This is a genomic window from Rhodococcus sp. FW305-130 (genome assembly GCF_058788335.1).
The window spans coordinates 109044-130871 of the sequence record NZ_JBYTAP010000003.1; the positions used below are offsets into that span (position 1 = coordinate 109044).

The 21828-nt window shown below is 62.6% G+C and carries 24 protein-coding genes; 19 read left to right on the forward strand and 5 right to left on the reverse strand.

Features of this window, described 5'->3' with window-relative positions:
* The 11 genes from folP (at position 1) to AC3WQS_RS10555 (ending at position 7863) form a co-directional block, all read left to right on the forward strand.
* Positions 1-861, forward strand: coding sequence for a dihydropteroate synthase (gene folP / locus AC3WQS_RS10505; RefSeq protein WP_166502896.1), 861 nt, complete (start codon positions 1-3; stop codon positions 859-861).
* Between the two features lies 1 nt (position 862).
* A complete protein-coding gene (folB, locus tag AC3WQS_RS10510) occupies positions 863-1228 on the forward strand; it encodes a dihydroneopterin aldolase (RefSeq protein WP_003945780.1) in 366 nt (121 codons plus the stop codon).
* Entirely contained in the window at positions 1225-1728 is a 504-nt protein-coding gene (gene folK, locus AC3WQS_RS10515) for a 2-amino-4-hydroxy-6-hydroxymethyldihydropteridine diphosphokinase (RefSeq protein ID WP_030534807.1), read from the forward strand. The genes folB and folK overlap by 4 nt, the downstream gene beginning before the upstream one ends.
* A gap of 17 nt (positions 1729-1745) precedes the next feature.
* Positions 1746-2213 carry a DUF3180 domain-containing protein gene (locus AC3WQS_RS10520; RefSeq protein ID WP_153213529.1) on the forward strand — a complete coding sequence of 156 codons (468 nt, stop codon included), beginning with the start codon at positions 1746-1748 and terminating at the stop codon, positions 2211-2213.
* 68 nt (positions 2214-2281) lie between these two features.
* Complete coding sequence (locus AC3WQS_RS10525; RefSeq protein WP_279218985.1) at positions 2282-3394, forward strand: DUF6779 domain-containing protein; 1113 nt, start codon at positions 2282-2284, stop codon at positions 3392-3394.
* A 110-nt stretch (positions 3395-3504) separates the two neighbouring features.
* Positions 3505-4446 carry a Rossmann-like and DUF2520 domain-containing protein gene (locus AC3WQS_RS10530; RefSeq protein WP_492712760.1) on the forward strand — a complete coding sequence of 314 codons (942 nt, stop codon included), beginning with the start codon at positions 3505-3507 and terminating at the stop codon, positions 4444-4446.
* Positions 4439-5371: a pantoate--beta-alanine ligase gene (gene panC / locus AC3WQS_RS10535; protein WP_170320391.1), complete on the forward strand. Its 933-nt coding sequence runs from the start codon at positions 4439-4441 to the stop codon at positions 5369-5371. The genes AC3WQS_RS10530 and panC overlap by 8 nt, the downstream gene beginning before the upstream one ends.
* 27 nt (positions 5372-5398) lie before the next feature.
* On the forward strand, positions 5399-5845 hold the full coding sequence (gene panD / locus AC3WQS_RS10540) for an aspartate 1-decarboxylase (protein ID WP_003945761.1): 447 nt from the start codon (positions 5399-5401) through the stop codon (positions 5843-5845).
* A gap of 3 nt (positions 5846-5848) precedes the next feature.
* A complete protein-coding gene (locus AC3WQS_RS10545; protein WP_019746791.1) occupies positions 5849-6664 on the forward strand; it encodes a type III pantothenate kinase in 816 nt (271 codons plus the stop codon).
* A gap of 231 nt (positions 6665-6895) precedes the next feature.
* Entirely contained in the window at positions 6896-7444 is a 549-nt protein-coding gene (locus AC3WQS_RS10550; protein WP_492712759.1) for a cysteine dioxygenase, read from the forward strand.
* Entirely contained in the window at positions 7441-7863 is a 423-nt protein-coding gene (locus tag AC3WQS_RS10555) for a rhodanese-like domain-containing protein (RefSeq protein WP_003945445.1), read from the forward strand. The genes AC3WQS_RS10550 and AC3WQS_RS10555 overlap by 4 nt, the downstream gene beginning before the upstream one ends.
* Positions 7864-7884: 21 nt before the next feature.
* Here the strand turns inward: AC3WQS_RS10555 and AC3WQS_RS10560 are convergent, their stop codons facing one another.
* Positions 7885-8844, reverse strand: a complete 960-nt coding sequence (locus AC3WQS_RS10560) for an AraC family transcriptional regulator (RefSeq protein ID WP_492712758.1) — start codon at positions 8842-8844, stop codon at positions 7885-7887.
* Positions 8845-8924: 80 nt separating this feature from the next.
* On the opposite strand from AC3WQS_RS10560, the gene AC3WQS_RS10565 reads away from it, so the two are divergent.
* Genes AC3WQS_RS10565 through lysS form a run of 3 tightly spaced genes read left to right on the forward strand, consistent with a single transcriptional unit; the run spans position 8925 to position 11781 of the window.
* Positions 8925-9758 carry an NmrA family NAD(P)-binding protein gene (locus AC3WQS_RS10565; protein WP_029254412.1) on the forward strand — a complete coding sequence of 278 codons (834 nt, stop codon included), beginning with the start codon at positions 8925-8927 and terminating at the stop codon, positions 9756-9758.
* The gene (locus AC3WQS_RS10570; protein WP_019746795.1) at positions 9755-10258 is read left to right on the forward strand and encodes an anthrone oxygenase family protein; all 504 of its coding nucleotides are present in this window, start codon (positions 9755-9757) and stop codon (positions 10256-10258) included. Before AC3WQS_RS10565 ends, AC3WQS_RS10570 begins: the two co-directional genes overlap by 4 nt.
* Positions 10259-10269: 11 nt before the next feature.
* Positions 10270-11781 carry a lysine--tRNA ligase gene (lysS, locus tag AC3WQS_RS10575; RefSeq protein WP_003945834.1) on the forward strand — a complete coding sequence of 504 codons (1512 nt, stop codon included), beginning with the start codon at positions 10270-10272 and terminating at the stop codon, positions 11779-11781.
* A 226-nt stretch (positions 11782-12007) separates the two neighbouring features.
* Here lysS and AC3WQS_RS10580 read toward each other — a convergent pair whose 3' ends face one another.
* Positions 12008-12436 (reverse strand): DUF8017 domain-containing protein, encoded by a 429-nt coding sequence (locus AC3WQS_RS10580; RefSeq protein WP_492712757.1) that lies wholly within the window; start codon positions 12434-12436, stop codon positions 12008-12010.
* A 101-nt stretch (positions 12437-12537) separates the two neighbouring features.
* Between AC3WQS_RS10580 and AC3WQS_RS10585 the strand changes: the two genes are divergently transcribed.
* The 5 genes from AC3WQS_RS10585 to AC3WQS_RS10605 all read left to right on the forward strand — a co-directional run bounded on the left by AC3WQS_RS10585 (position 12538) and on the right by AC3WQS_RS10605 (position 18217).
* Positions 12538-12876, forward strand: a complete 339-nt coding sequence (locus AC3WQS_RS10585; RefSeq protein WP_003945673.1) for a histone-like nucleoid-structuring protein Lsr2 — start codon at positions 12538-12540, stop codon at positions 12874-12876.
* A gap of 105 nt (positions 12877-12981) precedes the next feature.
* Positions 12982-13923: an esterase/lipase family protein gene (locus AC3WQS_RS10590; RefSeq protein WP_492712756.1), complete on the forward strand. Its 942-nt coding sequence runs from the start codon at positions 12982-12984 to the stop codon at positions 13921-13923.
* A gap of 5 nt (positions 13924-13928) precedes the next feature.
* Positions 13929-14819, forward strand: a complete 891-nt coding sequence (locus AC3WQS_RS10595; protein WP_047888640.1) for an esterase/lipase family protein — start codon at positions 13929-13931, stop codon at positions 14817-14819.
* Positions 14820-15116: 297 nt separating this feature from the next.
* Positions 15117-17660 carry an ATP-dependent Clp protease ATP-binding subunit gene (locus AC3WQS_RS10600; RefSeq protein ID WP_003945604.1) on the forward strand — a complete coding sequence of 848 codons (2544 nt, stop codon included), beginning with the start codon at positions 15117-15119 and terminating at the stop codon, positions 17658-17660.
* 77 nt (positions 17661-17737) lie between these two features.
* Positions 17738-18217, forward strand: coding sequence for a nucleoside deaminase (locus AC3WQS_RS10605; RefSeq protein ID WP_019746801.1), 480 nt, complete (start codon positions 17738-17740; stop codon positions 18215-18217).
* A 57-nt stretch (positions 18218-18274) separates the two neighbouring features.
* Here the strand turns inward: AC3WQS_RS10605 and fadD5 are convergent, their stop codons facing one another.
* From fadD5 to AC3WQS_RS10620, 3 genes are all read right to left on the reverse strand, one after another.
* Complete coding sequence (gene fadD5 / locus AC3WQS_RS10610) at positions 18275-19864, reverse strand: fatty-acid--CoA ligase FadD5 (protein ID WP_020906085.1); 1590 nt, start codon at positions 19862-19864, stop codon at positions 18275-18277.
* 95 nt (positions 19865-19959) lie between these two features.
* Positions 19960-20739 carry an enoyl-CoA hydratase gene (locus AC3WQS_RS10615; RefSeq protein WP_019746803.1) on the reverse strand — a complete coding sequence of 260 codons (780 nt, stop codon included), beginning with the start codon at positions 20737-20739 and terminating at the stop codon, positions 19960-19962.
* Positions 20736-21725, reverse strand: a complete 990-nt coding sequence (locus AC3WQS_RS10620; RefSeq protein ID WP_070385778.1) for an NAD(P)H-dependent flavin oxidoreductase — start codon at positions 21723-21725, stop codon at positions 20736-20738. The genes AC3WQS_RS10615 and AC3WQS_RS10620 overlap by 4 nt, the downstream gene beginning before the upstream one ends.
* Between the last annotated feature and the right edge of the window lie 103 nt (positions 21726-21828).

The following is a 21828-nucleotide window of genomic DNA, read 5'->3' on the forward strand; positions in this document are numbered from 1 at the left end:
ATGTCCGCGGCTCCCGTTGCAGGTAGCGATCCGGCCCGGATGGTCGTGATGGGGATTCTGAACGTCACCGCCGATTCGTTTTCCGACGGCGGTCAATTTCTCGATCGTGACGCGGCGATCGCTCGCGGGCTCGAACTGCAACGCATAGGCGTCGACATCGTCGACGTCGGCGGCGAGTCGACGCGCCCCGGAGCCACCCGCGTCGATCCGAAACTCGAGGCGGACCGTATTGCCCCGGTGATCGAAGAACTCGTGGCAGCCGGAATTCGCGTCAGCGTCGACACGATGCGTGCTTCCGTGGCCGCCGCCGCGATCGAAGCGGGCGCATGCATCGTCAACGACGTATCGGGCGGTCGCGCAGACCCCGACATGGCATCCGTTGTGGCTGACGCCGGAGTGCCCTGGATCCTCATGCATTGGCGCTCGGCCGGTGACTACGTCCATCGTGGCAGCGCCGATCACTACGACGACGTGGTCCGCGACGTCCGTGACGAACTGCTGTCGCAGGTCGATCTGGCGTTGAAGGCTGGGGTCGATTCGTCGTCGATCATCCTCGACCCCGGCCTCGGGTTCGCGAAGAACGCCGACCACAACTGGGCACTGTTGCGTGCACTACCCGAGTTCAACGCGACCGGATTCCCGGTACTGGTCGGCGCTTCCCGAAAGCGGTTCCTCGGGTCTCTGCTCAGCGATCCCGACGGCAATCCCCGTCCGCCTGGTGGCCGCGAGACTGCGACGGCCGTGGTCTCGGCCCTTGCAGCACGTGAGGGTGCCTGGGGAGTTCGGGTGCACGACGCACAAGCCTCGCTCGACGCCATTGCCGTGGTCGACGCCTGGAACCGTGGACGAGAAAGGGCCTGACATGGGGGACCGAATCGAATTGCGCGGGCTGAAGGTTCGCGGCAATCACGGAGTGTTCGACCACGAGAAGCGTGACGGTCAGGACTTCTTCATCGACATCACCGTGTGGATGGACTTGGCTCCCGCCGCGGCGTCGGACGATCTGACCCAGACCCTGCACTACGGCGAGTTGGCGGAAGCCGCCGCAGCCATCGTCGCCGGCCCGTCGCGCGATCTCATCGAGACTGTCGCCGCTGAGATCGCCGACGACGTCATGAAAGATTCGCGAGTCGAGAGCGTCGAGGTCGTGGTCCACAAACCGTCGGCACCGATTCCGCTGGTTTTTGCGGACGTCGCCGTCGTCGCACATCGGACCAGATCGGCATGACGCGCGCTGTTCTGTCGATCGGTTCCAACATCGGCGACAGCGTGGCTCACCTGCAGTCCGTTGTCGACGGGTTGGGCAGCGCCGTCGTTGCTGTCTCACCGGTCTACTCGACGGCGCCGTGGGGTGGCGTCGAGCAGCAGGATTTCTTCAACGCGGTGGTGGTGGTCGACGATCCCGAGGCCGACGCCGCTGAGTGGCTTCGCCGGTCGCAAGCTCTCGAAGAAGCTGCAGACCGGGTGCGCGAACAGCGTTGGGGACCCCGGAGCCTGGACGTGGACGTGGTCGATTGCGAAGGCGTCGTCAGTTCCGATCCCGTGCTCACCCTTCCGCATCCGCGAGCGCATCTACGGGCATTCGTGCTCGTTCCCTGGCTGGACGTCGAGCCTGACGCGACGCTGATCGTCGACGGCCAGAAGTTGTCGGTGGCACAAATTCTCGACGGCCTCGATCGCACTGAGCGTGAAGGTGTGCGCACTACCGATGTGGTGCTTGCGCGGTGACCGAAGAAGGCAAGGGTTTGAAGCCGACCCGGATCAGTGAACTCGCGGTTCTGGCTGCGGTTGCTGCTGTGGCGACCTGGATTCTGATTCGCGTGTTCTACGGTTCGATGCCGCCCATCCCCGTTTATGCGGGAGCGTCGCTGTACTTCGTGGCCGTTGCCGAGGCCGTCTTCGCTTTTGTCATTCGTTCACGCGTCAAGAACCGTCAGGTCGGAGACGGGCTCAGACAGCTTCATCCCATCACCGCCGCCCGAGCGCTGGCATTGGCCAAAGCATCCGCTTTGGTCGGTTCAGCTACCGTCGGTGTCTGGGTCGGAGTGCTGGTGTATCTCATCCCACAGCGCTCGGTTCTGCAGGCCGCAGCCTCCGACACGCCGGGCGCGTGGGTGGGGTTGGGCGCCGCAATTGCGCTGGTAGCGGCAGCTCTGTGGCTCGAACATTGTTGCAAGACGCCGGAAGATACACCTGACGAGCCCGCGCACTGACAGCCTGGTCGGCAAATCACCCACCGAGGTACGTGGCGACCCCGGTCTCGGCAAGTACCCTGGCAACCATGACAAATTCTGGTCGATCGAAGTCTGCGCGCCGAAGCAAGCGCAGCGCGAGCCAGATGATCATTGCTGCTCTTCTGGCACTTGCTGTCATTGCTTCGCTGTTTCTGATCTTCAGCAACAGCGTTCAGCTTCTTCGGGTGGGACTGGTCGTCGCTCTGTGGGCAGCCACCCTCGGCGCTATCGCCATGACCAAGTATCGGCGTGAGTCGGCACTGGACAAAGCCAAGGTTGCCGATCTGCAGACCGTGTACGAACTGCAGCTCGAACGTGAAATTTCGGCTCGACGTGAGTACGAACTGAGCGTCGAAGGTCGCGTGCGACGTGAGGTGACCGCGGACGCTGAGGAACTGGCCGGGCTGCGCGCCGAATTGGTGGCGCTGCGCCGAAACCTCGAAGCACTGTTCGAAGGTGGACTGCTGCCCGAACAGACCGCGCTCAAGACCGATTCCACGCGAGTACCGGAACTTGGCGGTAGTTCGTACGGCGCGTACCAGCCGGCACCGTCGGGGTTGTACGTTCCCGGCGCCGGCCAGAACGGACCCAGCCAACCGGCACCGAACGTCGGCGGCTTGGCATCGCCCAACGACGATCCGGTGACTGCTGAGACAACCGTCGTGTTCGCGGAGACGTCGTGGCGTGACAGCAGCTTCGTGGCGCCGCGCGTCATACCGACGCAGAAGCCACAAGAGACGCAGAAGCCACAAGAGACGCAGAAGCCGCAGAATCAGAGCGGGAACCAGGCACCGAAGAGTTCCCCGGTGGGTTCCACACAGGCACGAACGGTGAAAGGCGTTCCGGTGGAGAAGGATCCGGAACCGGTAGCGCCGGTCGAGCCTGAAATCAAGGCTCCCACCCAGGCCCCGAACATCGAAGACGCCGTCATCGAAGACGCTGTCGTCGAAGAGGCGCCCGAGGTTGTTCCCGAGATTGTCGCGGAAGCTGAACCCGCTGCGGAGCCTGACGCAGAGCCTCGCCGTCGTCGTCGCGCTGCCCCGGAAGATGCCGCGAGCGGTGCTCATTCCAACGGGTTGACCGTCGCCGAAATAATGGCGAACCTGAGTTCGAACAACCCGTCCGAAGGCTCCGGTCGACGTCGTCGCCGAGAGGACTGAGTCGCAGATCACTCGCCCGGCCATGGCATGACGGTTCGGGCGAAGGATATCCTCGGACGCAGAACGTCTGGTACCCGCCGAGCGGGACTGGAACGAACGAGAGGAATCCGGTGACTTCCTTCGGGATCACTAATGGGCCTGCACCTGCGCGATTGACGGTAGGAATTGTCTCAGCAGGACGGGTCGGAACAGCTGTCGGTGCCGCATTGGAGCGAGCCGGTCATGTTGTCAGCGCTTGCTCCGCCGTCTCCAGTGCCTCGGTCGCCCGCGCTGTGAAGCGGCTTCCCGATACCGAAATTCTTCCGGCTGCCGACGTCGCAGCTCGCTCCGAACTGCTGATTCTTGCCGTTCCTGACGACCAGCTTGCGGATCTTGTTCGAGGTCTCGCGGCCACCCAAGCGGTCAAGCCGGGCACGCTCGTCGCCCACACGTCCGGTGCCAACGGGATCGCGATCCTGACTCCACTCACCGAACTCGGCGCGCTGCCCTTGGCTATCCATCCGGCGATGACGTTCACCGGTCACGACGAGGACACCGCACGGCTGTCGTCGGCATGCTTCGGAATCACTGCTGCCGACGACATCGGTTACGCGATCGCGCAGTCGCTGGTCCTCGAGATCGGCGGCGAGCCCGTCCGAGTGCGCGAGGAGAACCGCGCGCTCTACCACGCGGCACTGGCTCACGGCAGTAATCACCTGGTCACGCTCGTGGTCGACGCCGTCGAGGCGCTGCGAGCGTCGTTGCAGGGTGACGAGCTGCTCGGTCAACAGTTGGTCGACGGAGATCCGGGTGGAGTGGCCGAGCGTGTCCTGCAGCCGCTGCTGTCGGCAGCCTTGGACAACGCGCTACGACGCGGTCCCTCGGCGTTGACCGGCCCGGTGGCACGCGGCGACGCTGCTGCTGTCGACACACATTTGCGCGTACTGACAGAACTGGATCCGGAGCTCGCTGCCGGCTATCGGGCGATGTCCTTGCGATCGGCCCAGCGGGGGGGCGCCCCCACCGAATTGTTCGACATCTTGACTGAAACGGGAGGTGACCGTCGTGAGTGATCTGCAGGGCGGATACAAGCGCGGCGAACTGACGGTGCACCACGATCCGGACAAGCTTCGGCGCGTCTCGCGGGCACTGCGAGGTGTCGGGCGTCAGGTGGCGCTCGTTCCGACGATGGGTGCGTTGCATGCGGGCCACATCGAATTGGTTCGTCAGGCCAAGGTCACCGGCGCCGTCGTGATCGTTTCCATCTTCGTGAACCCGCTCCAGTTCGGTGCGGGCGAAGACCTGGACGCGTACCCGCGCACTCTCGATGCGGATCTCGACCTGCTTCGTGCCGAGGGCGTCGAATTGGTGTTCGCGCCGAGCGCCAAGACGATGTACCCGCGGGGCCAGCGCACCACCATCGTGCCGGGTCCGTTGGGTAGCGAACTCGAAGGCGGAGCGCGCCCCACTCACTTCGCCGGAATGCTGACGGTTGTGGCGAAGCTGCTGCAGATCGCGGCACCCAATCACGCGTACTTCGGTGAGAAGGACTACCAGCAGCTGACGCTCATCCGTCAGATGGTGTGGGATCTCAACTTCGATGTACAGATCATCGGAGTTCCGACGGTCCGCGAGTTCGACGGCCTCGCGTTGTCCTCTCGCAATCGCTACCTCGACGAGGGCCAGCGCGCTGCAGCGGTCGCGCTGTCCGCTGCTCTGATCGCCGGTGCACACGCGGCGTCCGGGGGAGCGGAAGCAATTCTGGAAACCGCACGCGCTGTTCTGGCAGCTGTTCCGGAAATCGAGGTCGACTACCTCGAGGTTCGGGGCGTCGATCTGGGCCCCGCGCCCGAGCGAGGTGACGGCCGACTGTTAGTGGCCGCCAAGCTCGGAACCACCCGTTTGATCGACAACGTCGGTGTCGCGGTGGGAACCGGTTTCCTCGAGCGTGACACCGACCCATCCGCCGACGCCATCGACGACCTGCTGTCTCACTGAGCACTTTTCACGAGTAAGGACCTGGATATGTTTCGCACAATGATGAAGTCGAAGATCCACCGCGCCACCGTGACTCACGCCGACCTGCATTACGTCGGCTCCGTCACCGTCGACCAGGATCTGATGGACGCCGCAGACCTCCTCGAGGGCGAACAGGTGTGCATCGTCGACATCGACAACGGTGCGCGTCTCGAGACGTACGTCATCGCCGGCGAGCGCGGAACCGGTGTCATCGGAATCAACGGTGCGGCAGCGCATCTGGTCAAGCCGGGCGACCTGGTAATCCTCATCGCCTATGGCGTGATGAACGAGCAGGAAGTCAAGGAATACTCCCCGCGCGTCGTCTTCGTCGATGCCGACAACAAGCAGATCGAACTCGGCTCAGACCCGGCTCACGCGCCGGAGGGTTCGGGTCTGATCACCCCGCGCATGCTGTCGACACTCGAGGCCTCGCGCGAATCCAGCCTGGTGTAATCCATGCTGCTCACGGTCGACGTGCGGAACACCAATATCGTTCTGGGGTTGTTTTCCGGGACTGGTGAGTATTCGAAGCTGTTGCAGGACTGGCGAATGCGAACCGACCCTCGGATGACTGCCGACGAGTTGGCGTTGACCTTCCGTGGGCTGTTGGGTACTCATGTCGATGAGATCACCGGCGTTGCGGCGCTGTCGACAGTGCCGTCCGTCTTGCGTGAAATCCGCGTGATGCTGGAGCGGTACTGGGGTCACGTTCCCCACGTGGTGGTCGAACCGGGTATTCGCACCGGTGTGCCACTGCTGGTGGACAACCCCAAAGAGGTGGGGGCCGACCGGATCGTCAACAGTCTTGCCGCTCACCATCTTTACGAGGGTCCGTGCATTGTCGTGGACTTCGGTACGTCGACCTGTGTCGACGTCGTTTCCGCCAAGGGTGAGTTTCTGGGCGGCTGCATCGCGCCCGGACTCGAGATCTCGACCGATGCCTTGGCGTCGCAGTCCGCTGCGCTGCGCAAGGTCGAATTGGTGCGCCCGCGTTCGGTGGTCGGCAAGAACACCGTCGAATGCATGCAGTCCGGTGCGGTATTCGGCTTTGCCGGCCTCGTTGACGGATTGGTCAACCGCGTACGCGACGAACTGCCGGAGTTCGGTGGTGACGACGTCTCCGTGATCGCAACCGGGGACAGCGCACCGCTGATCATTCCCGAATCCGACACTATCGATCACCTCGAACGGGACCTCACTCTCGAGGGGCTGAGGTTGGTCTTCGAGCGCAATCAGGCGCGTCGTGGATCCGGTCGACGACCGGTCGCCTGATCGATGGTTTCGTTCCAGCAGTTTCGCGATTGCAAAAGTTATGCCACAATGGTGCTCGTGAATCGCTGCATGGGTGCTCAGGAGTGTTGTCGAGGCTGACCGCTGCCTTGACCAATTCACATTCCTTGGAGCTAGCTCGTGCTATCCACATATTCTGCAGATCTCTCTGTTTTGACCCCTACTCTCGCTGCTGATCGTGCTGTTTCCGCAGGTCGTAGCGCTAATCGTGGGGTGTCCGGACGCCGTCCGAGTGGTGCGTCGTTGCCTACCCGCCTTCGCCCGGCCGATTTGCTGCGACTGACCGACGAGGGAGCGAACGGCGTGCTCGACGGCCGTTTCGACCACCTCATCCCCGACGCCTTCCCGACGCTCGATCGTTGGTCCACCCGCCTGCATGCGGACGACGACGTCGATGTGTGGCTCATCAGCTGGGTACCCGAACGCAACACCGAATTGCACGACCACGCAGGCTCGTTCGGCGCATTGACCGTCCTCAGTGGTTCTCTCACCGAATTCCGTTGGGCCGGTGACGCCTTGGTGGAACGCCAGCTCGACGCCGGCGACCAGGCTTCGTTCCCGCTCGGCTGGGTTCACGATGTCGTGCGTTCGACGGATGCTCCTGGTGCTCCGATCGAAATCAGCTCTGATGCACCGACTCTGAGTGTTCATGCCTACTCGCCGCCACTGACGGCAATGTCCTTCTACGAAGTGACGGATCACCGGACTCTTCGTCGCACCCGTACCGAGCTGACCGACCTGCCCGAGGGGGGCACCAAATGACCATCGACCAAATGCTCGACGACGCTCGCGCACAGATCGATCGTATGTACGTCTTCCAGCTCACCGAAGCCTTTCATCGCGGGGCGATCTTCGTCGACATTCGCCCGCAGGCGCAGCGCGCCATCGAGGGAACTCTTCCCGGCGCACTCGCGATCGAGCGGAACGTTCTCGAGTGGCGACTCGACCCCACCAGCAGCGCACACCTCGCGTTGGCCACCGACCACGACGTCGAGTGGGTAATCGTCTGCTCCGAGGGCTACACCTCGAGCCTGGCCGCAGCGTCGTTGCAGCAGTTGGGTCTGCACAAGGCAACCGATCTCGTGGGCGGGTACCAGGCGATCAAGGCCGCCGGACTGCTCGGTGCGCTCAGTGGAGTTCGTCATTGCTCCCGCGAGTTGGCGGCGGTTTCGGCTCATTGAGGTATTTGCTGTGCGCCTTTATTAACCGCGGGCGGTTAATAAAGGCGCACAGCGGGTCTGGCGGTAGATCTTCGGGCTCATTCCGTGATGGCGGGTGAAGGCCGTCGTGAGCGCAAAGGGGCTCGAGTAGCCCACTTCTCGCGCGATCGAGGACACCGTTCGTGCCGGGTCTGCGAGTAGATCTGCCGCCACCGACAAGCGCCACTCGGTCAGATAGCCGACGGGTCCGATCCCCATGAGACCGGTGAACCGGCGCGCGAAGGCCGCTCGTGAGCTGCCGGACTCCTGGGCCAGGCTCGCGACCGTCCAGGGGTGTTCCGGCCGATTGTGTATGAGCCGCAAGGCATGCCCGATGACGGGATCCTCGTAGGCCTTGATCCATCGCGGTGATCGATTCGGGTTCTCGGCGAACCATGTACGGACCGCCGAGATCAGGACCAGGTCCAGGAGCCTGTCCAACAACACTTCTTGTCCTGGCCCGTCGGCGGCGATCTGTTGTTCCAGAAGCGTCGTCATCGGCGTGGTTTCCAGGCTGCGTCGCACTACCGCGACGGGTGTCAGGCTGTCGAGGATCTGACGGCTGACATAGGAGTCCAAACGGTATGTGCCCGTGAGCATGACGGTCTGGCCGCTGGTCGAGTTGCCCCAGGTGCGAACGCCGAGAACTGACATGTCCTCGAGCGGTGATCCGTCGACCGCGGCGCAGTTTTGTGCCTCGTCGATGAGTACGTGGACCGGGGTGTCCGGGTGATCGGCGACCGTATAGGGATCGGGGCCGCGCAGGAGCGCAATGTCGCCGGCCTCGAGATCTTCGGTCTGTCCGGTGTCGGACACGACAACTGCGGTGCCGCGAACCAGAACCAGCACGGTGATCGGTGCGTGGTCTTCGATACGTAATGACCACGGTGGATCGAGCAGCGAGCGCAGCAGAAAAGCGCCCTCCGCCCGCGATCCGGCCAGCATCATCGACAATGCATCCATGTTTCGACGGTAGACGCTGACGTATGTTTTTGCGACCTTCAGCTATGGATCGTATTGCCGCCGCGCGATCGAATGAGTTCATGACGACAACAAGCGACATTCAATCGGCAGTAGTGATCGGTGGTACCGGCAAGACCGGTGCGCGCGTTGCGCAGAGGCTGACGGCGGTGGGAATCCGTACCCGAATCGCGTCGAGAACATCCGGGACGCGTTTCGACTGGAACGATCAGTCGACGTGGCAGCCCGCGATGTCCGGTGTCGAAGCGGCATACGTGACGTATGCGCCGGACCTCGCAGTGCCGGAATCGAGCACCCACATCGAGGAACTCGCGGAGCTTGCGTACCGCGAAGGGGTTCGTCGCATGGTGCTCCTGTCCGGGCGCGGTGAACCGGCGGCGCAGAAAGCCGAGCAGGTTCTGGCCGACACCGGTCTGGAATGGGCTGTGGTGCGGGCCAGCTGGTTTGCCCAGAACTTCAGTGAGGGGTATCTACTCGATCCGATTCGGGAAGGCCACCTGGAACTTCCCGTAGGCGAGGTGGGGGAGCCGTTCATCGACGTCGACGATCTCGCTGACGTGGCGGTGGCCGCATTGACTCGAACCGACTTCCTCGGCCGAGTTCTCGAGGTGACGGGTCCGGAGTTGCTCACCTTCGCGGAGGCCGTTGAGGCGATTTCGGCGGTGTCGGGGCGTGCGGTGTCATTCGAAAGAATTGGACTGCAACAGTTTTCCGGCGGCATGGCAGAAGTTGGCGTCCCGAGTGATGTCGTGGAGTTGCTCACTTACTTGTTTGCCGAGGTTCTCGACGGACGAAATCAAAGTGTGACCGGCGTCGTCGAAGAGGTCCTGGAACGACCCGCTCGAGATTTCACCACTTTTGCCGCCGAGGCTGCTCGAACGGGGGTCTGGTCGTGAAGAAATCCGAGATCTTCTTGGAGTTGCTCGTCGGCGTGACTGCGCTCGGCGCGCTCGTTGCCGGTGGCGCGTTGTTCGCGTTCTCATCCTTCGTAATGCCCGCTCTGCGGTCGGTCGATGCACACGCCGCGATCACGTCGATGCAGGCGATCAACGTCGAAGCTCCGCGGAGCGCCTTGATGCTGCCCCTCGTCGGATCGGCGCTCACCGCGATCGCCGCCGGAATCTGGGCAGCGATCTCCAGACCGGACGGCTGGGTCCTTGCCGTTGTCGGTTGTGTCGGGGTGCTCGCGTCCTTCGCGGTGACAGCGATCTACCACGTCCCCCGCAACGACGCTTTTGCCTCGGTCAGCGCTACCGATGCAGCCGCATGGGCGTCGTACGAGGCGGGTTGGACGGTGTGGAATCACGTCAGGGTTGCGCTGTACCTCCTGTCGGGAATCGTGCTCGCGGTCGCCGCGGTGCTACCAGCAACAAACGCGGTGGACACGGCCCAGTAGTCTTGTACCCCGTGAGTGATGTAGAAGCCCAGCCAGTCGACGACACCCCCGAGCAGCTCCGTATCCGGCGCGAGAAGCGTGAACGGATCCTCGCGCAGGGGCAGGAGGCGTACCCGGTCTCGGTCGATCGCACCCACACGCTCGCGCAGATCCGCGCGGAGTACCCGGAACTCGAGCCGGACACGGCGACTGGCGTGCTGGTCGGCGTCGTCGGCCGCGTCATCTTCATGCGCAACACCGGCAAGTTGTGCTTCGCGACTCTGCAGGAAGGCGACGGTACCCAGCTGCAGGCCATGATCAGCCTCGCCGGCGTCGGCGAAGAGGCACTGGCCGCCTGGAAGTCCGACGTCGACCTCGGCGACTTCGTCTTCATCCACGGTGAGGTCATCAGCTCCCGTCGGGGTGAGCTCAGCGTGATGGCCGACGCGTGGCAGATCGCATCCAAGTCGCTGCGCCCCCTGCCGGTCGCTCACAAGGAGATGAGCGAAGAGTCCCGGGTGCGTCAGCGCTACGCGGATCTGATCGTTCGCCCCGAGGCTCGCGACAACGCCCGCAAGCGCGTCGCTGTTGTCCGTGCGCTGCGCAATGCGCTCGAGAGCCGCGGCTTCCTCGAGGTCGAGACGCCGATGCTGCAGACGCTGCACGGCGGCGCGGCAGCTCGCCCGTTCGTCACACACTCCAACGCCCTCGACATCGACCTGTACCTGCGTATCGCGCCGGAACTGTTCCTCAAGCGTTGCGTCGTCGGCGGTATCGAGAAGGTCTTCGAGATCAACCGCAACTTCCGCAACGAGGGCGTCGACTCCACTCACTCGCCCGAGTTCGCGATGCTCGAGACGTACGAGGCCTACGGCACGTACGACGATTCCGCGAAGATGATTCGTGAGCTCGTCCAGGAAGTTGCGCAGGAAGCATTCGGCACGCAGGTCCTCACCCTCGCCGACGGTTCCGAGTACGACGTCAGTGGCGAGTGGCAGGTTCTCGAGATGTACCCGTCGCTGTCGGCTGCCATCGGCACCGAGGTCACGCCGGATACGACGGTCGACGAGCTTCTCGCTCTGGCGGAGAAGGTAGGCCTCGAGGTTCCCAAGGACAAGGGCTACGGCCACGGCAAGCTCGTCGAGGAGTTGTGGGAGCACCAGTGCGGCGATCAGCTGTACGTGCCGACGTTCGTCCGTGACTTCCCGGTCGAGACGTCGCCCCTGACTCGTGATCACCGCAGCAAGAAGGGTGTCACCGAGAAGTGGGACCTGTACATCCGCGGATTCGAGTTGGCGACCGGCTACTCCGAACTTGTCGACCCCGTCATCCAGCGTGAGCGCTTTGTCGACCAGGCGCGCCTCGCGTCGGCAGGCGACGACGAAGCGATGGTGCTGGACGAGGAGTTCCTCGCCGCGATGGAACAGGGCATGCCGCCGACCACCGGCACCGGCATGGGAATCGATCGACTGCTGATGGCTTTGACGGGTCTCGGTATTCGCGAGACGATTCTCTTCCCGATCGTTCGTCCGTCCGCTCGCTAGCTTTACTTCGATCAAGGTTCGGCCGCACATGTTGCGGCCGAACCTTTTTCAGTTGGGGCACTCCCAAGGTATTCGATACGGTTCACAGTCGGCGTCGTCGTCGGCTATCGGCGGTGCCGAAAACCAGATGAATCTGGGTGAATTCTTCAGCTCGATCAGCTCAGCGGGGAGCGCTCGTAGTTGGGATTCGATTTGTTCCCAACGACATTCGCCTGCGGCAAAGGATTCATCCATGCGCGGTCGCCTGAGTTTCGGACTTTCGAATTGTTGCGATGATTTGGTCGATCGTGCCCTGGTTGAGTGCGTCAGGTAGTCCCTGATCCGACTGGACAAGGAGGACCATGACCTCGGCTGTGGAGTATCCGGGTGTGGTGACGACATCGAATTGTGCTGAGGGCGGATCGCATTCGTTGTCCGCCGGGATATTTGTGACGGTTGCGGTGTACCGGATCGCAGGGCGTCCGGAGATGGTGAAATTCGTGGGTCCGCTGTAAGCGATGCTGGCGAGAGTGCCGTTCTTGGAGGCGAAGATTGCGCTCGGTAGAGGTCTTGTCTCGAGCCGTCGTCTGTCATGATTCCCACGTCTGGATGCATCCCCGATGCGCGCAAGGAATGTATCGGCACTGTCTTTGTCGCAAGACAAGCCGACTGGCATACCCGGCGGAGATCAGTCCCAATCATCCGGACGAGCCAAGACAGGACGTTTGTCCAGGTGCTATTGTCGCTGCTTATCGAAGGATCTGGGGAGGAATGGTCGTGGTGAAAAAGGTTGTTGTCACGATGGTTGACGATCTGGACAAAAAATCGCCCGCGGACGAAACTGTGGAGTTTTCCGTCGACGGAGTTGCTTACGAAATCGATCTGACCGCCGCCCACGCCGCGGAACTGCGCGATGCACTGAAAAAGTGGATTCCTCATGCGAGAAAGTCGAATTCCGCCAAATCGGTCAACGGAGCGGTGACCAAATCCCGTCCCGTTGCGGACCGCGATCAGAGTGCCGCCATCCGCGAATGGGCCAAGGGTGCGGGCTTCGAGATTTCGGCCCGCGGTCGTATTTCCACGGAGGTGCGCCGAGCCTACGAAAAGGCCGTCTGAAATGGATCGCGAATGGATTCGGGCGCATTTTGCCGAAACGGATTGATAACGCGTTCTAGTTTGTTAGCGTCTGCACGGTTCGCATCTCTCGTAGAGGAGTCGGTCGTGCACAGAATCGGGTTGTTCGGGGGCGTGGTTCTTGCCGCTCTGATGCTTGTCGGGTTCACCTCCGTGGCTTCGGCTCAGGCCCCGTTGCCCGTGCCCAATGCCTTCCTTGCCGGTGTTCCTCAGGAGTTGGGAAATCCTGGCGGTTCAGCTCCGGGATCCAATGACTTTTTGTGTAAACCTACTGCCGAACATCCCAATCCGGTTGTGCTCGTTCACGGAACGGGTGGAAACAGGCAGACCAACTGGGCCACCTATGCGCCGTTGCTCGCCAACGAGGGCTACTGCGTCTTCGCGCTGACGTACGGAAACTTCCCCGAGCAGCCGTGGCCGTTGTCGGCCATCGGTGGAATGCAGGAAATTCCTTCCAGCGCAGAACAATTGTCGAATTTCGTCGATCAAGTTCTGGGCGCTACGGGCGCAACGTCGGTGGATCTCGTCGGGCATTCGCAAGGCACGATCATCAACGGGTACTACGCGAAGTTCCTCGGCGGTGCCGACAAAGTGGACAACATCGTCTCGGTGGCATCGCTGTGGAAGGGAACCCTCGGAAACGAGCAGGCAAGTATCGGCCGCAGCCTTCGCGAACTCGGGGTATCCGAGGCGGCACAGGCAGGATTCCCGATCTGCAAGGCGTGCCTGAACATGGGAGCCGGTTCGGAGTTCATCGAAAATCTCCGTGCGGGAGGCGTTTACGCGCCGGGCGTTCACTACACGAACATCACGACGCGCTACGACGAACTGGTGCTGCCGTATACAAATGGGCTGGAGCCCGGGCCGAACGCAACCAACATCGTCGTCCAGGACGGTTGTGAGCAAGACATCTCCGATCATCTCGCCATCGCGGCATCGTTGCGCGCGGCGACTTTTGCTCTCAATGCACTCGATCCCGCGCATCAGCGGCCGGTACCGTGCAACTCGGTATTGCCCGTCGTGGGTTGATCAATATGTGGAGGCCTTCGGTGGGGATTCGAACATGCGTGGGTGCGCTCGCTCTGGCGGGGGCCGTGGCCGCGACCGCCGCACCTCTTGCGTCGGCGAACGAACCTCTTCCCGTTCCGTCCGGTTTCTTCAGTGGAATCGCCCTCGAAGCGACCAACCCGGGCGGATCGGCCCCTGGCACCAACGACTTCTCGTGCACGCCTTCCGCTGCTCATCCTGATCCAGTCGTCCTGGTGCACGGGACGGCGGCCAACCGTCAGACCAATTGGGGCGTACTCGCACCCGTACTGGCCAACGAGGGATACTGCGTTTTCGCGCTCACCTTCGGGAATCGAACGGACCAGCCGTGGCCGATTTCCGCAGCCGGCGGTCTCGCACCACTCGGAGACAGCGCAGGGCAGCTGTCGGACTTCGTCGATGACGTTCTTTCTGCGACGGGTGCCTCGAAGGTCGACCTGATCGGACACTCTCAGGGGACGACGGTAAGTGCGTACTACGCCAAGTTTCTCGGCGGCGACGCGAAGGTTTCCAAGATCGTCTCCATCGCTCCGTTGTGGGACGGCTCGGAGGTCGGGCCGCCGGAAGGCGTCGGGGGACCGGATTTCGACAACGCCACCTTCGTGACCGAACTGCGCGACGCGGGCGTCTACTCCGATGACGTCGAGTACACCAACATCGTGACTCGGTTCGATCAAGTGGTCGTTCCGTACAGCAGCGGAATACTGGCCGCGTCGAACGCGTCGAACATAGTTGTTCAGGACGGTTGCGAGCAGGACCTGTCGGATCACATCGCGCTGGTGGCGTCGCAGCGAACGGCGACTCTGACGCTCAACGCGCTTGATCCGTCGAATCCGCGTGAGGTGCCGTGCACTCGGGTACTCCCGATATTCGGCTGATCAGGCGTCGAAAATCGCTGTTCGCTTCAGGCGTACAGGAACCGGGAAACGATTCCCTCAGCTGCGACGTTGTGAACGGTAAGCAGTCCGGCTTCCGCCGCCAATCGGGTGGAGGAGCAGCAGGTGGACTTCGCGCCCTCTAGAGTAATAAGTGGGGTCGTGCAACCTTTGTCGATTCGTGGACGTCAGTCCGCTGACCGGCGAGGCGATCAGTCTGTAGTGCCGGAGCGAAACGCGGCGACCAGGGACGAGACATCCGGTCTCGAACCTGCCCGCCGGAGAGTGTGAGGGAGAGCGATGTTCGAGAGGTTCACCGATCGCGCGCGGCGCGTTGTTGTCCTGGCTCAAGAAGAAGCCAGGATGCTCAACCACAACTACATCGGCACGGAGCACATCCTTCTCGGCCTCATTCACGAGGGCGAAGGTGTTGCAGCCAAGTCGTTGGAGTCGTTGGGTATCTCCCTCGAGGGAGTCCGCAGCCAGGTCGAGGAGATCATCGGCCAGGGCCAGCAGGCTCCGTCCGGTCACATCCCCTTCACACCGCGCGCCAAGAAAGTCCTCGAGCTGAGTCTGCGCGAAGCGCTGCAGCTCGGACACAACTACATCGGTACGGAGCACATTCTGCTCGGTCTCATCCGTGAGGGTGAGGGCGTAGCAGCCCAGGTTCTGGTCAAGCTCGGTGCCGATCTCAACCGTGTCCGCCAGCAGGTCATCCAGCTGCTGTCGGGCTACCAGGGCAAGGAGCCCACCGAAACCGGTGGCACCCGCGGAGAGGCCGGCACGCCGTCCACCTCGCTCGTGCTCGACCAGTTCGGTCGCAACCTGACGCAAGCTGCCCTCGAAGGCAAGCTGGACCCGGTCATCGGCCGCTCGAAGGAAATCGAGCGCGTCATGCAGGTTCTCTCGCGTCGTACCAAGAACAACCCGGTTCTCATCGGTGAACCCGGTGTCGGTAAGACCGCTGTGGTCGAGGGCCTGGCTCAGGCAATCGTCAACGGTGAGGTCCCCGAGACCCTCAAGGACAAGCAGCTGTACACGCTCGACCTCGGGTCGCTCGTGGCCGGCAGCCGTTACCGCGGTGACTTCGAAGAGCGCCTGAAGAAGGTTCTCAAGGAGATCAACACCCGCGGAGACATCATCCTGTTCATCGACGAGCTGCACACCCTCGTTGGTGCGGGCGCGGCCGAGGGCGCTATCGACGCGGCCTCCATCCTCAAGCCCAAGCTTGCCCGCGGTGAGCTGCAGACCATCGGTGCTACCACTCTCGACGAGTACCGCAAGTACATCGAGAAGGATGCCGCTCTCGAGCGTCGTTTCCAGCCCGTTCAGGTGGGCGAGCCGACCGTCGAGCACACCATCGAGATCCTCAAGGGTCTTCGTGACCGCTACGAGGCTCACCACCGTGTCTCCATCACGGACGGTGCTCTCGTGGCAGCGGCGACGCTGGCCGACCGCTACATCAACGACCGCTTCTTGCCGGACAAGGCGATCGACCTCATCGACGAGGCGGGCGCGCGAATGCGCATCCGTCGGATGACTGCACCGCCGGACCTGCGCGAATTCGACGATCGCATCGCCGACGCGCGTCGCGAGAAGGAATCCGCGATCGACGCGCAGGACTTCGAGAAGGCTGCGAACCTGCGTGACAAGGAGAAGACCCTCGTTGCTCAGCGCGCTGAGCGTGAGAAGCAGTGGCGTGCGGGCGACCTGGACGTCATCGCCGAGGTCGACGACGAGCAGATCGCCGAGGTTCTGGGCAACTGGACCGGAATCCCCGTCTTCAAGCTCACCGAGGAGGAGACCACTCGTCTGCTCCGCATGGAAGAGGAACTGCACAAGCGGATCATCGGCCAGGAAGAGGCAGTCAAGTCCGTCTCGAAGGCGATCCGTCGTACGCGTGCAGGTCTGAAGGATCCCAAGCGTCCCTCGGGCTCGTTCATCTTCGCCGGCCCGTCCGGTGTCGGTAAGACGGAGCTCGCGAAGTCGCTCGCCAACTTCCTGTTCGGCGACGACGACGCTCTGATCCAGATCGACATGGGCGAGTTCCACGACCGCTTCACCGCTTCGCGTCTGTTCGGTGCCCCTCCCGGGTACGTCGGATACGAAGAGGGTGGCCAGCTCACCGAGAAGGTGCGCCGCAAGCCGTTCAGCGTTGTGCTGTTCGACGAGATCGAGAAGGCACACCAGGAGATCTACAACACCCTCCTGCAGGTGCTCGAGGACGGCCGTCTCACCGACGGTCAGGGACGTACCGTCGACTTCAAGAACACGGTGCTGATCTTCACGTCCAACCTCGGTACGTCGGACATCTCCAAGGCAGTCGGCCTGGGCTTCAGCTCGGGAACGGGCACGGAGTCGAACTACGAGCGCATGAAGCTCAAGGTTCACGACGAGCTGAAGAAGCACTTCCGTCCCGAGTTCTTGAACCGTATCGACGACATCGTCGTCTTCCATCAGCTCACGAACGAGCAGATCGTTCAGATGGTCGACCTGATGCTCGCTCGCGTCGAGGCGGCACTCAAGAACAAGGACATGGCCATGGAGGTCACCGACAAGGCCAAGTCGCTTCTGGCCAAGCGCGGATTCGATCCGGTACTGGGTGCACGACCGCTGCGTCGCACCATCCAGCGCGAGATCGAGGACCAGATGTCCGAGAAGATCCTCTTCGGAGAGATCGGACCCGGCCACATCGTGCTCGTCGACGTCGAGAACTGGGACGGCGAAGGCTCGGGCGAGGACGCGAAGTTCACGTTCACGCCCACCAAGAAGCCGATCGACGTGCCGGACGCACCGCCGATCGAGCTGACCAAGGCCGGCGAAAGCGAAAGCGCAGCAGAGTAGTACAGCAGAGTAAGTAACGAACGGGCGGCACCTCACCGGTGCCGCCCGTTTCGTGTATCACGGGAGAGGGCGTACACATGAACGACATCGAACTGGGTCACCTGCGTCGTTGCGTCGAATTGGCAACGGAAGCATTGGATGCCGGCGACGAACCTTTCGGTTCCGTCCTGGCAGCGGCCGACGGAACATTTCTGGCGGAAGATCGAAACAGGATCGCGGGCGGCGACAACACCCGCCACCCCGAGTTCGAGCTGGCTCGGTGGGCGGCTCAGTATCTGACGCCGGAAGAGCGTTCGACGGCAACGGTATTCACCTCGGGGGAGCACTGCGCGATGTGTTCGGCTGCGCACGCATGGGTGGGCCTCGGACGTATCGTCTACATCTGCTCTTCGGCTCAACTCGGCGACTGGCTCGCAGAGTGGGGTGCGGCCCCGGCGCCGGTGAAGTCTCTGTCCGTCAACGAGGTTGCGCCGAACGTCCCGGTCGAAGGTCCGGTGCCGGAGTTGGTTCCGTTGGTGCGAGAACTGCATCGGAAGTTGCATTCGCAGAGCGCTTGACGGGCACACGCAAACGGGCGGCACCCCGCTGGAGGTGCCACCCGTTTGCGTGTGGAGTCAGGAAACTGCGTCGACCGCTCGAACCTTCTCTCGCAGTTCGCCCTTGACGACCTTGCCGCTTGCATTGCGCGGCAGCGCTTCCACGACGACGATGTCCTTCGGGTGCTTGTAACGCGCGAGACGATCATTGAGGAAGCTGCTCAGTTCCTCGATGGTCAGGTCCACGGCTGAACCTGGCGCCATCGCGACGATCGCTACCGGCACCTCACCCCACTTGGCGTCGGGGCGACCGACGACGGCCGCTTCGACGATCAATTCGTGTTCGTAGAGAACGTTTTCCACCTCGGCGCAGTAGATGTTCTCTCCGCCGGAGATGATCATGTCCTTCTTGCGATCGACGACGTAGACAAAGCCTTCGTCGTCGACTCGAACGAGATCGCCGGAGTGGAACCATCCACCGTGGAAGGCGTCAGCGGTGGCGGTGGGGTTGTTCCAGTACTCGCTCATCATCGTGGGCCCGCGGTAGACGATTTCACCGATTTCACCGGGCGCCACGTCGTCCATGTTCTCGTCGACGACCCTGGCCGAAATGGTCGGGATGACCCGACCGACGGATCCGAGCTTGCGAATCGCATCCTCACCGTCGAGAACGCAAGTGATGGGCGACATCTCGGTCTGACCGAAGACTGCGACATTGAACGCGTCCGGGAAGGTTTCGGCCATTGCCCGCAGGATGGTATCGGACGATGGTGCGGCGCCCCACGAGATGTTCTTCAGCGACAGTGCTCGAGGTTGCGCCTTCTGCACTGCGCACACGGCCTGCCATTGCACGGGCACGAGGAACAAGCTGGTGACCTTCTCGGCTTCGAGAATGTCGAGTAGTTGACCAGGGTCGAATGCGCCGACCGGATGGATCACCGTGGTCGTGCCGAGTTGCAGGCTCGGCGCGATGGAACCGAGGGCCGCGATGTGGAACATGGGCGACGCGCAGAAGCCGATGGAATCGGCATTGAACAGGTGGAAGGCCCTGATACAGGTCAATGCTTGCGAAGACAGGTTGGAGTGGGAGAGCACCGAACCCTTGGGGCGACCGGTGGTTCCCGAGGTGTACATGATGAGTGCAGGAGTGTCGTCCGGGATGTCGACGAACGCGTGCGGCTCGCCCGCCTCGCTGATCAGGTCCTCGTAGTTCAGGCTGTCACCCTCGGCGGGGGCGCCTACGGTGATGGAGATGTCGATACCCTCTGACACGGCACGCGCGGCTCCGGCCAGTGGAGCCAATGGTCCTTCGGCGACAATGACTTTGGAGCCGGAGTCGTTGACCAGGTAAGCGACCTCGGGTGGCGTGAGACGGAAGTTCACCGGAACAGCTATCGCGCCCAGTGCGTTGGTCGCGAGCACGATCTCGAGGTATTCGGGGCGATTGAGCATCAGGATGAGCACGCGGTCGCCGAAGCTGACGCCGCGTCGGGCTAGAGCGTCTGCCAGCTTCTCGACGCGTGCGTCGAGGGTGCTCCAGGTGATGGAATCGCCCAAGAATCGCAGCGCGGTGCGATCGGGAATCATCTGCGCATGCCTGGCGATCTGATTGTTCCAGTTGGTGCGGCGTGAACGCTGCGCCTCGGAGACTGCATCGGTGGAGGCCATCGATGGGTTCCTCTCATGCGTGGGTGATTGTGTGACTCAGGCTACAGTGAGCCGTCGATTCTCACAGTGGTTTTGTTAACGAAAATTCGCAACGACTACTTGAAGTGCGGTGCGCGCTTCTGCAGCATCGCCATCGCGCCTTCTTTGAAGTCGTCGCCGGTGAGAAGTTCTGCCTGACCGGTATTTTCGAGCTCCAACGCGGCATCGAGGCGGTCCAGCGTCGCCGCATTGAGTGCGCGCTTGGTGAGTTCGAGTGCGCGTCGGGGAGCCTTCGACGTGCGATCGACGACCGAGTCGACGAGTGCGTCGAACGCGTCGTCTGCGACGGTGCGGGACACGAGCCCGAAACGCTCTGCGTCCTCGGCGGAAACCCGCTCGCCCAGCAACGCCATCTCGGCCGCTCTGGCACGTCCGATCGCTGCCGGCACCAGCGCACTGGCGCCGCCGTCGGGCATCAGGCCGATGTTGACGAACGAGAGGAGGAAATAGGCGCTCGATGCTGCGTACGTCAGGTCCGCGGCCAGGGCGATGGACACTCCGACGCCGGCTGCCGGGCCGTTGACCGCGGCGATCACCGGGACCGGGGCGCTGGTGATGGCGCGAATCAGAGAAGTCGCGGCATCCATGACAACTTTCGGGTCTGCGGGGTTGAGGGCCGCTGCCGCAAGATCGGCTCCGGTGCAGAACGCTCGACCGGATCCGGTGATCACGATGGTACGAACTCTCGGGTCTGCGCCGCCCTCTCTGACGGCGGCTGCGAAAGCAGTCATCGTGGGTAGATCGATCGCGTTCATCCGCTTCGGGCGGTCGAAGGTCAATCGCAGTACACCGTCGGTGATTTCGGAGCGAAAGCCCGTCTCGGCGGTGGCGGTCATGCCGCGCTCACAGCGGTGACGAATCCGGAAAGCCGTGAGGTGATGAGGTGTTCGGCCTCCGAGACCATGCGGTCGATCATGTCGGCGACGGTCGGGATGTCGTTGATCAACCCTTGGCTTTGCCCGGCGGACCAGATGCCTGCATCGAGATCGCCATCTTCGAAGACCTTGCGCCCGCGTGCCCCGGCGACCAGATGCTGGATGTCGCTGAACTGCGCGTCGCCGCGCGCCTCGATGTCGACGACTTCGGCACTGATCGCATTCGCTGCTACGCGTGCGGTGTTGTGCAGGGTTCGGAAAATCAGCTTGGTGTCACGCTCGGTGTTGGCGACTATCTGTTCTTTAACCGATTGCGCTACAGTAGATTCCACGGTGCACATGAATCGAGTTCCCATGTTGACGCCGTCTGCTCCGAGCGCAAGCGCCGCGACGAGACCGCGGGAATCTGCGATTCCGCCCGACGCGATCACCGGAATCGTGAGTTGCTGCGTGGCCGCCGGAATCAGAATCAGCCCTGGTATGTCGTCTTCACCTGGGTGTCCGGCGCATTCGAAGCCGTCGATGCTGACGGCGTCGACGCCCAGTCTCTCGGCCTTGACCGCGTGACGAACTGCAGTGCACTTGTGGATCACCTTCACGCCCGCGTCCTTGAAATGCGGAAGATGATCGATCGGATTGGAACCGGCCGTCTCGACGATCTTGATCCCGGATTCGATGATCGCCTGGCGATATTCGGCGTACGGCGGCGGCGTGATCGACGGCAGAATCGTGAGATTGACGCCGAAAGGCTTGTCGGTGAGATCGCGGGTCCGAGCAATTTCCTTGACGAGGTCTTCCGGAGTGGGTTGGGTAAGGCCGGTCAGGAACCCCAGGGCGCCGGAATTTGCCGTGGCCGCAACAAGTTCTGCGCGTCCTACCCACATCATGCCGCCCTGCACGATCGGATGGTCTACGCCGAACATCTCGGTGAAGCGAGTGCGAATCATCTGCTCACAACTACTTTCTTACGATCGGTCAATCGGCATCGAACCCTATTGCAGGCGAAGAAAAATCCTGCGCTGCATGGAACGAGCCCGCCAGCGGACTGCG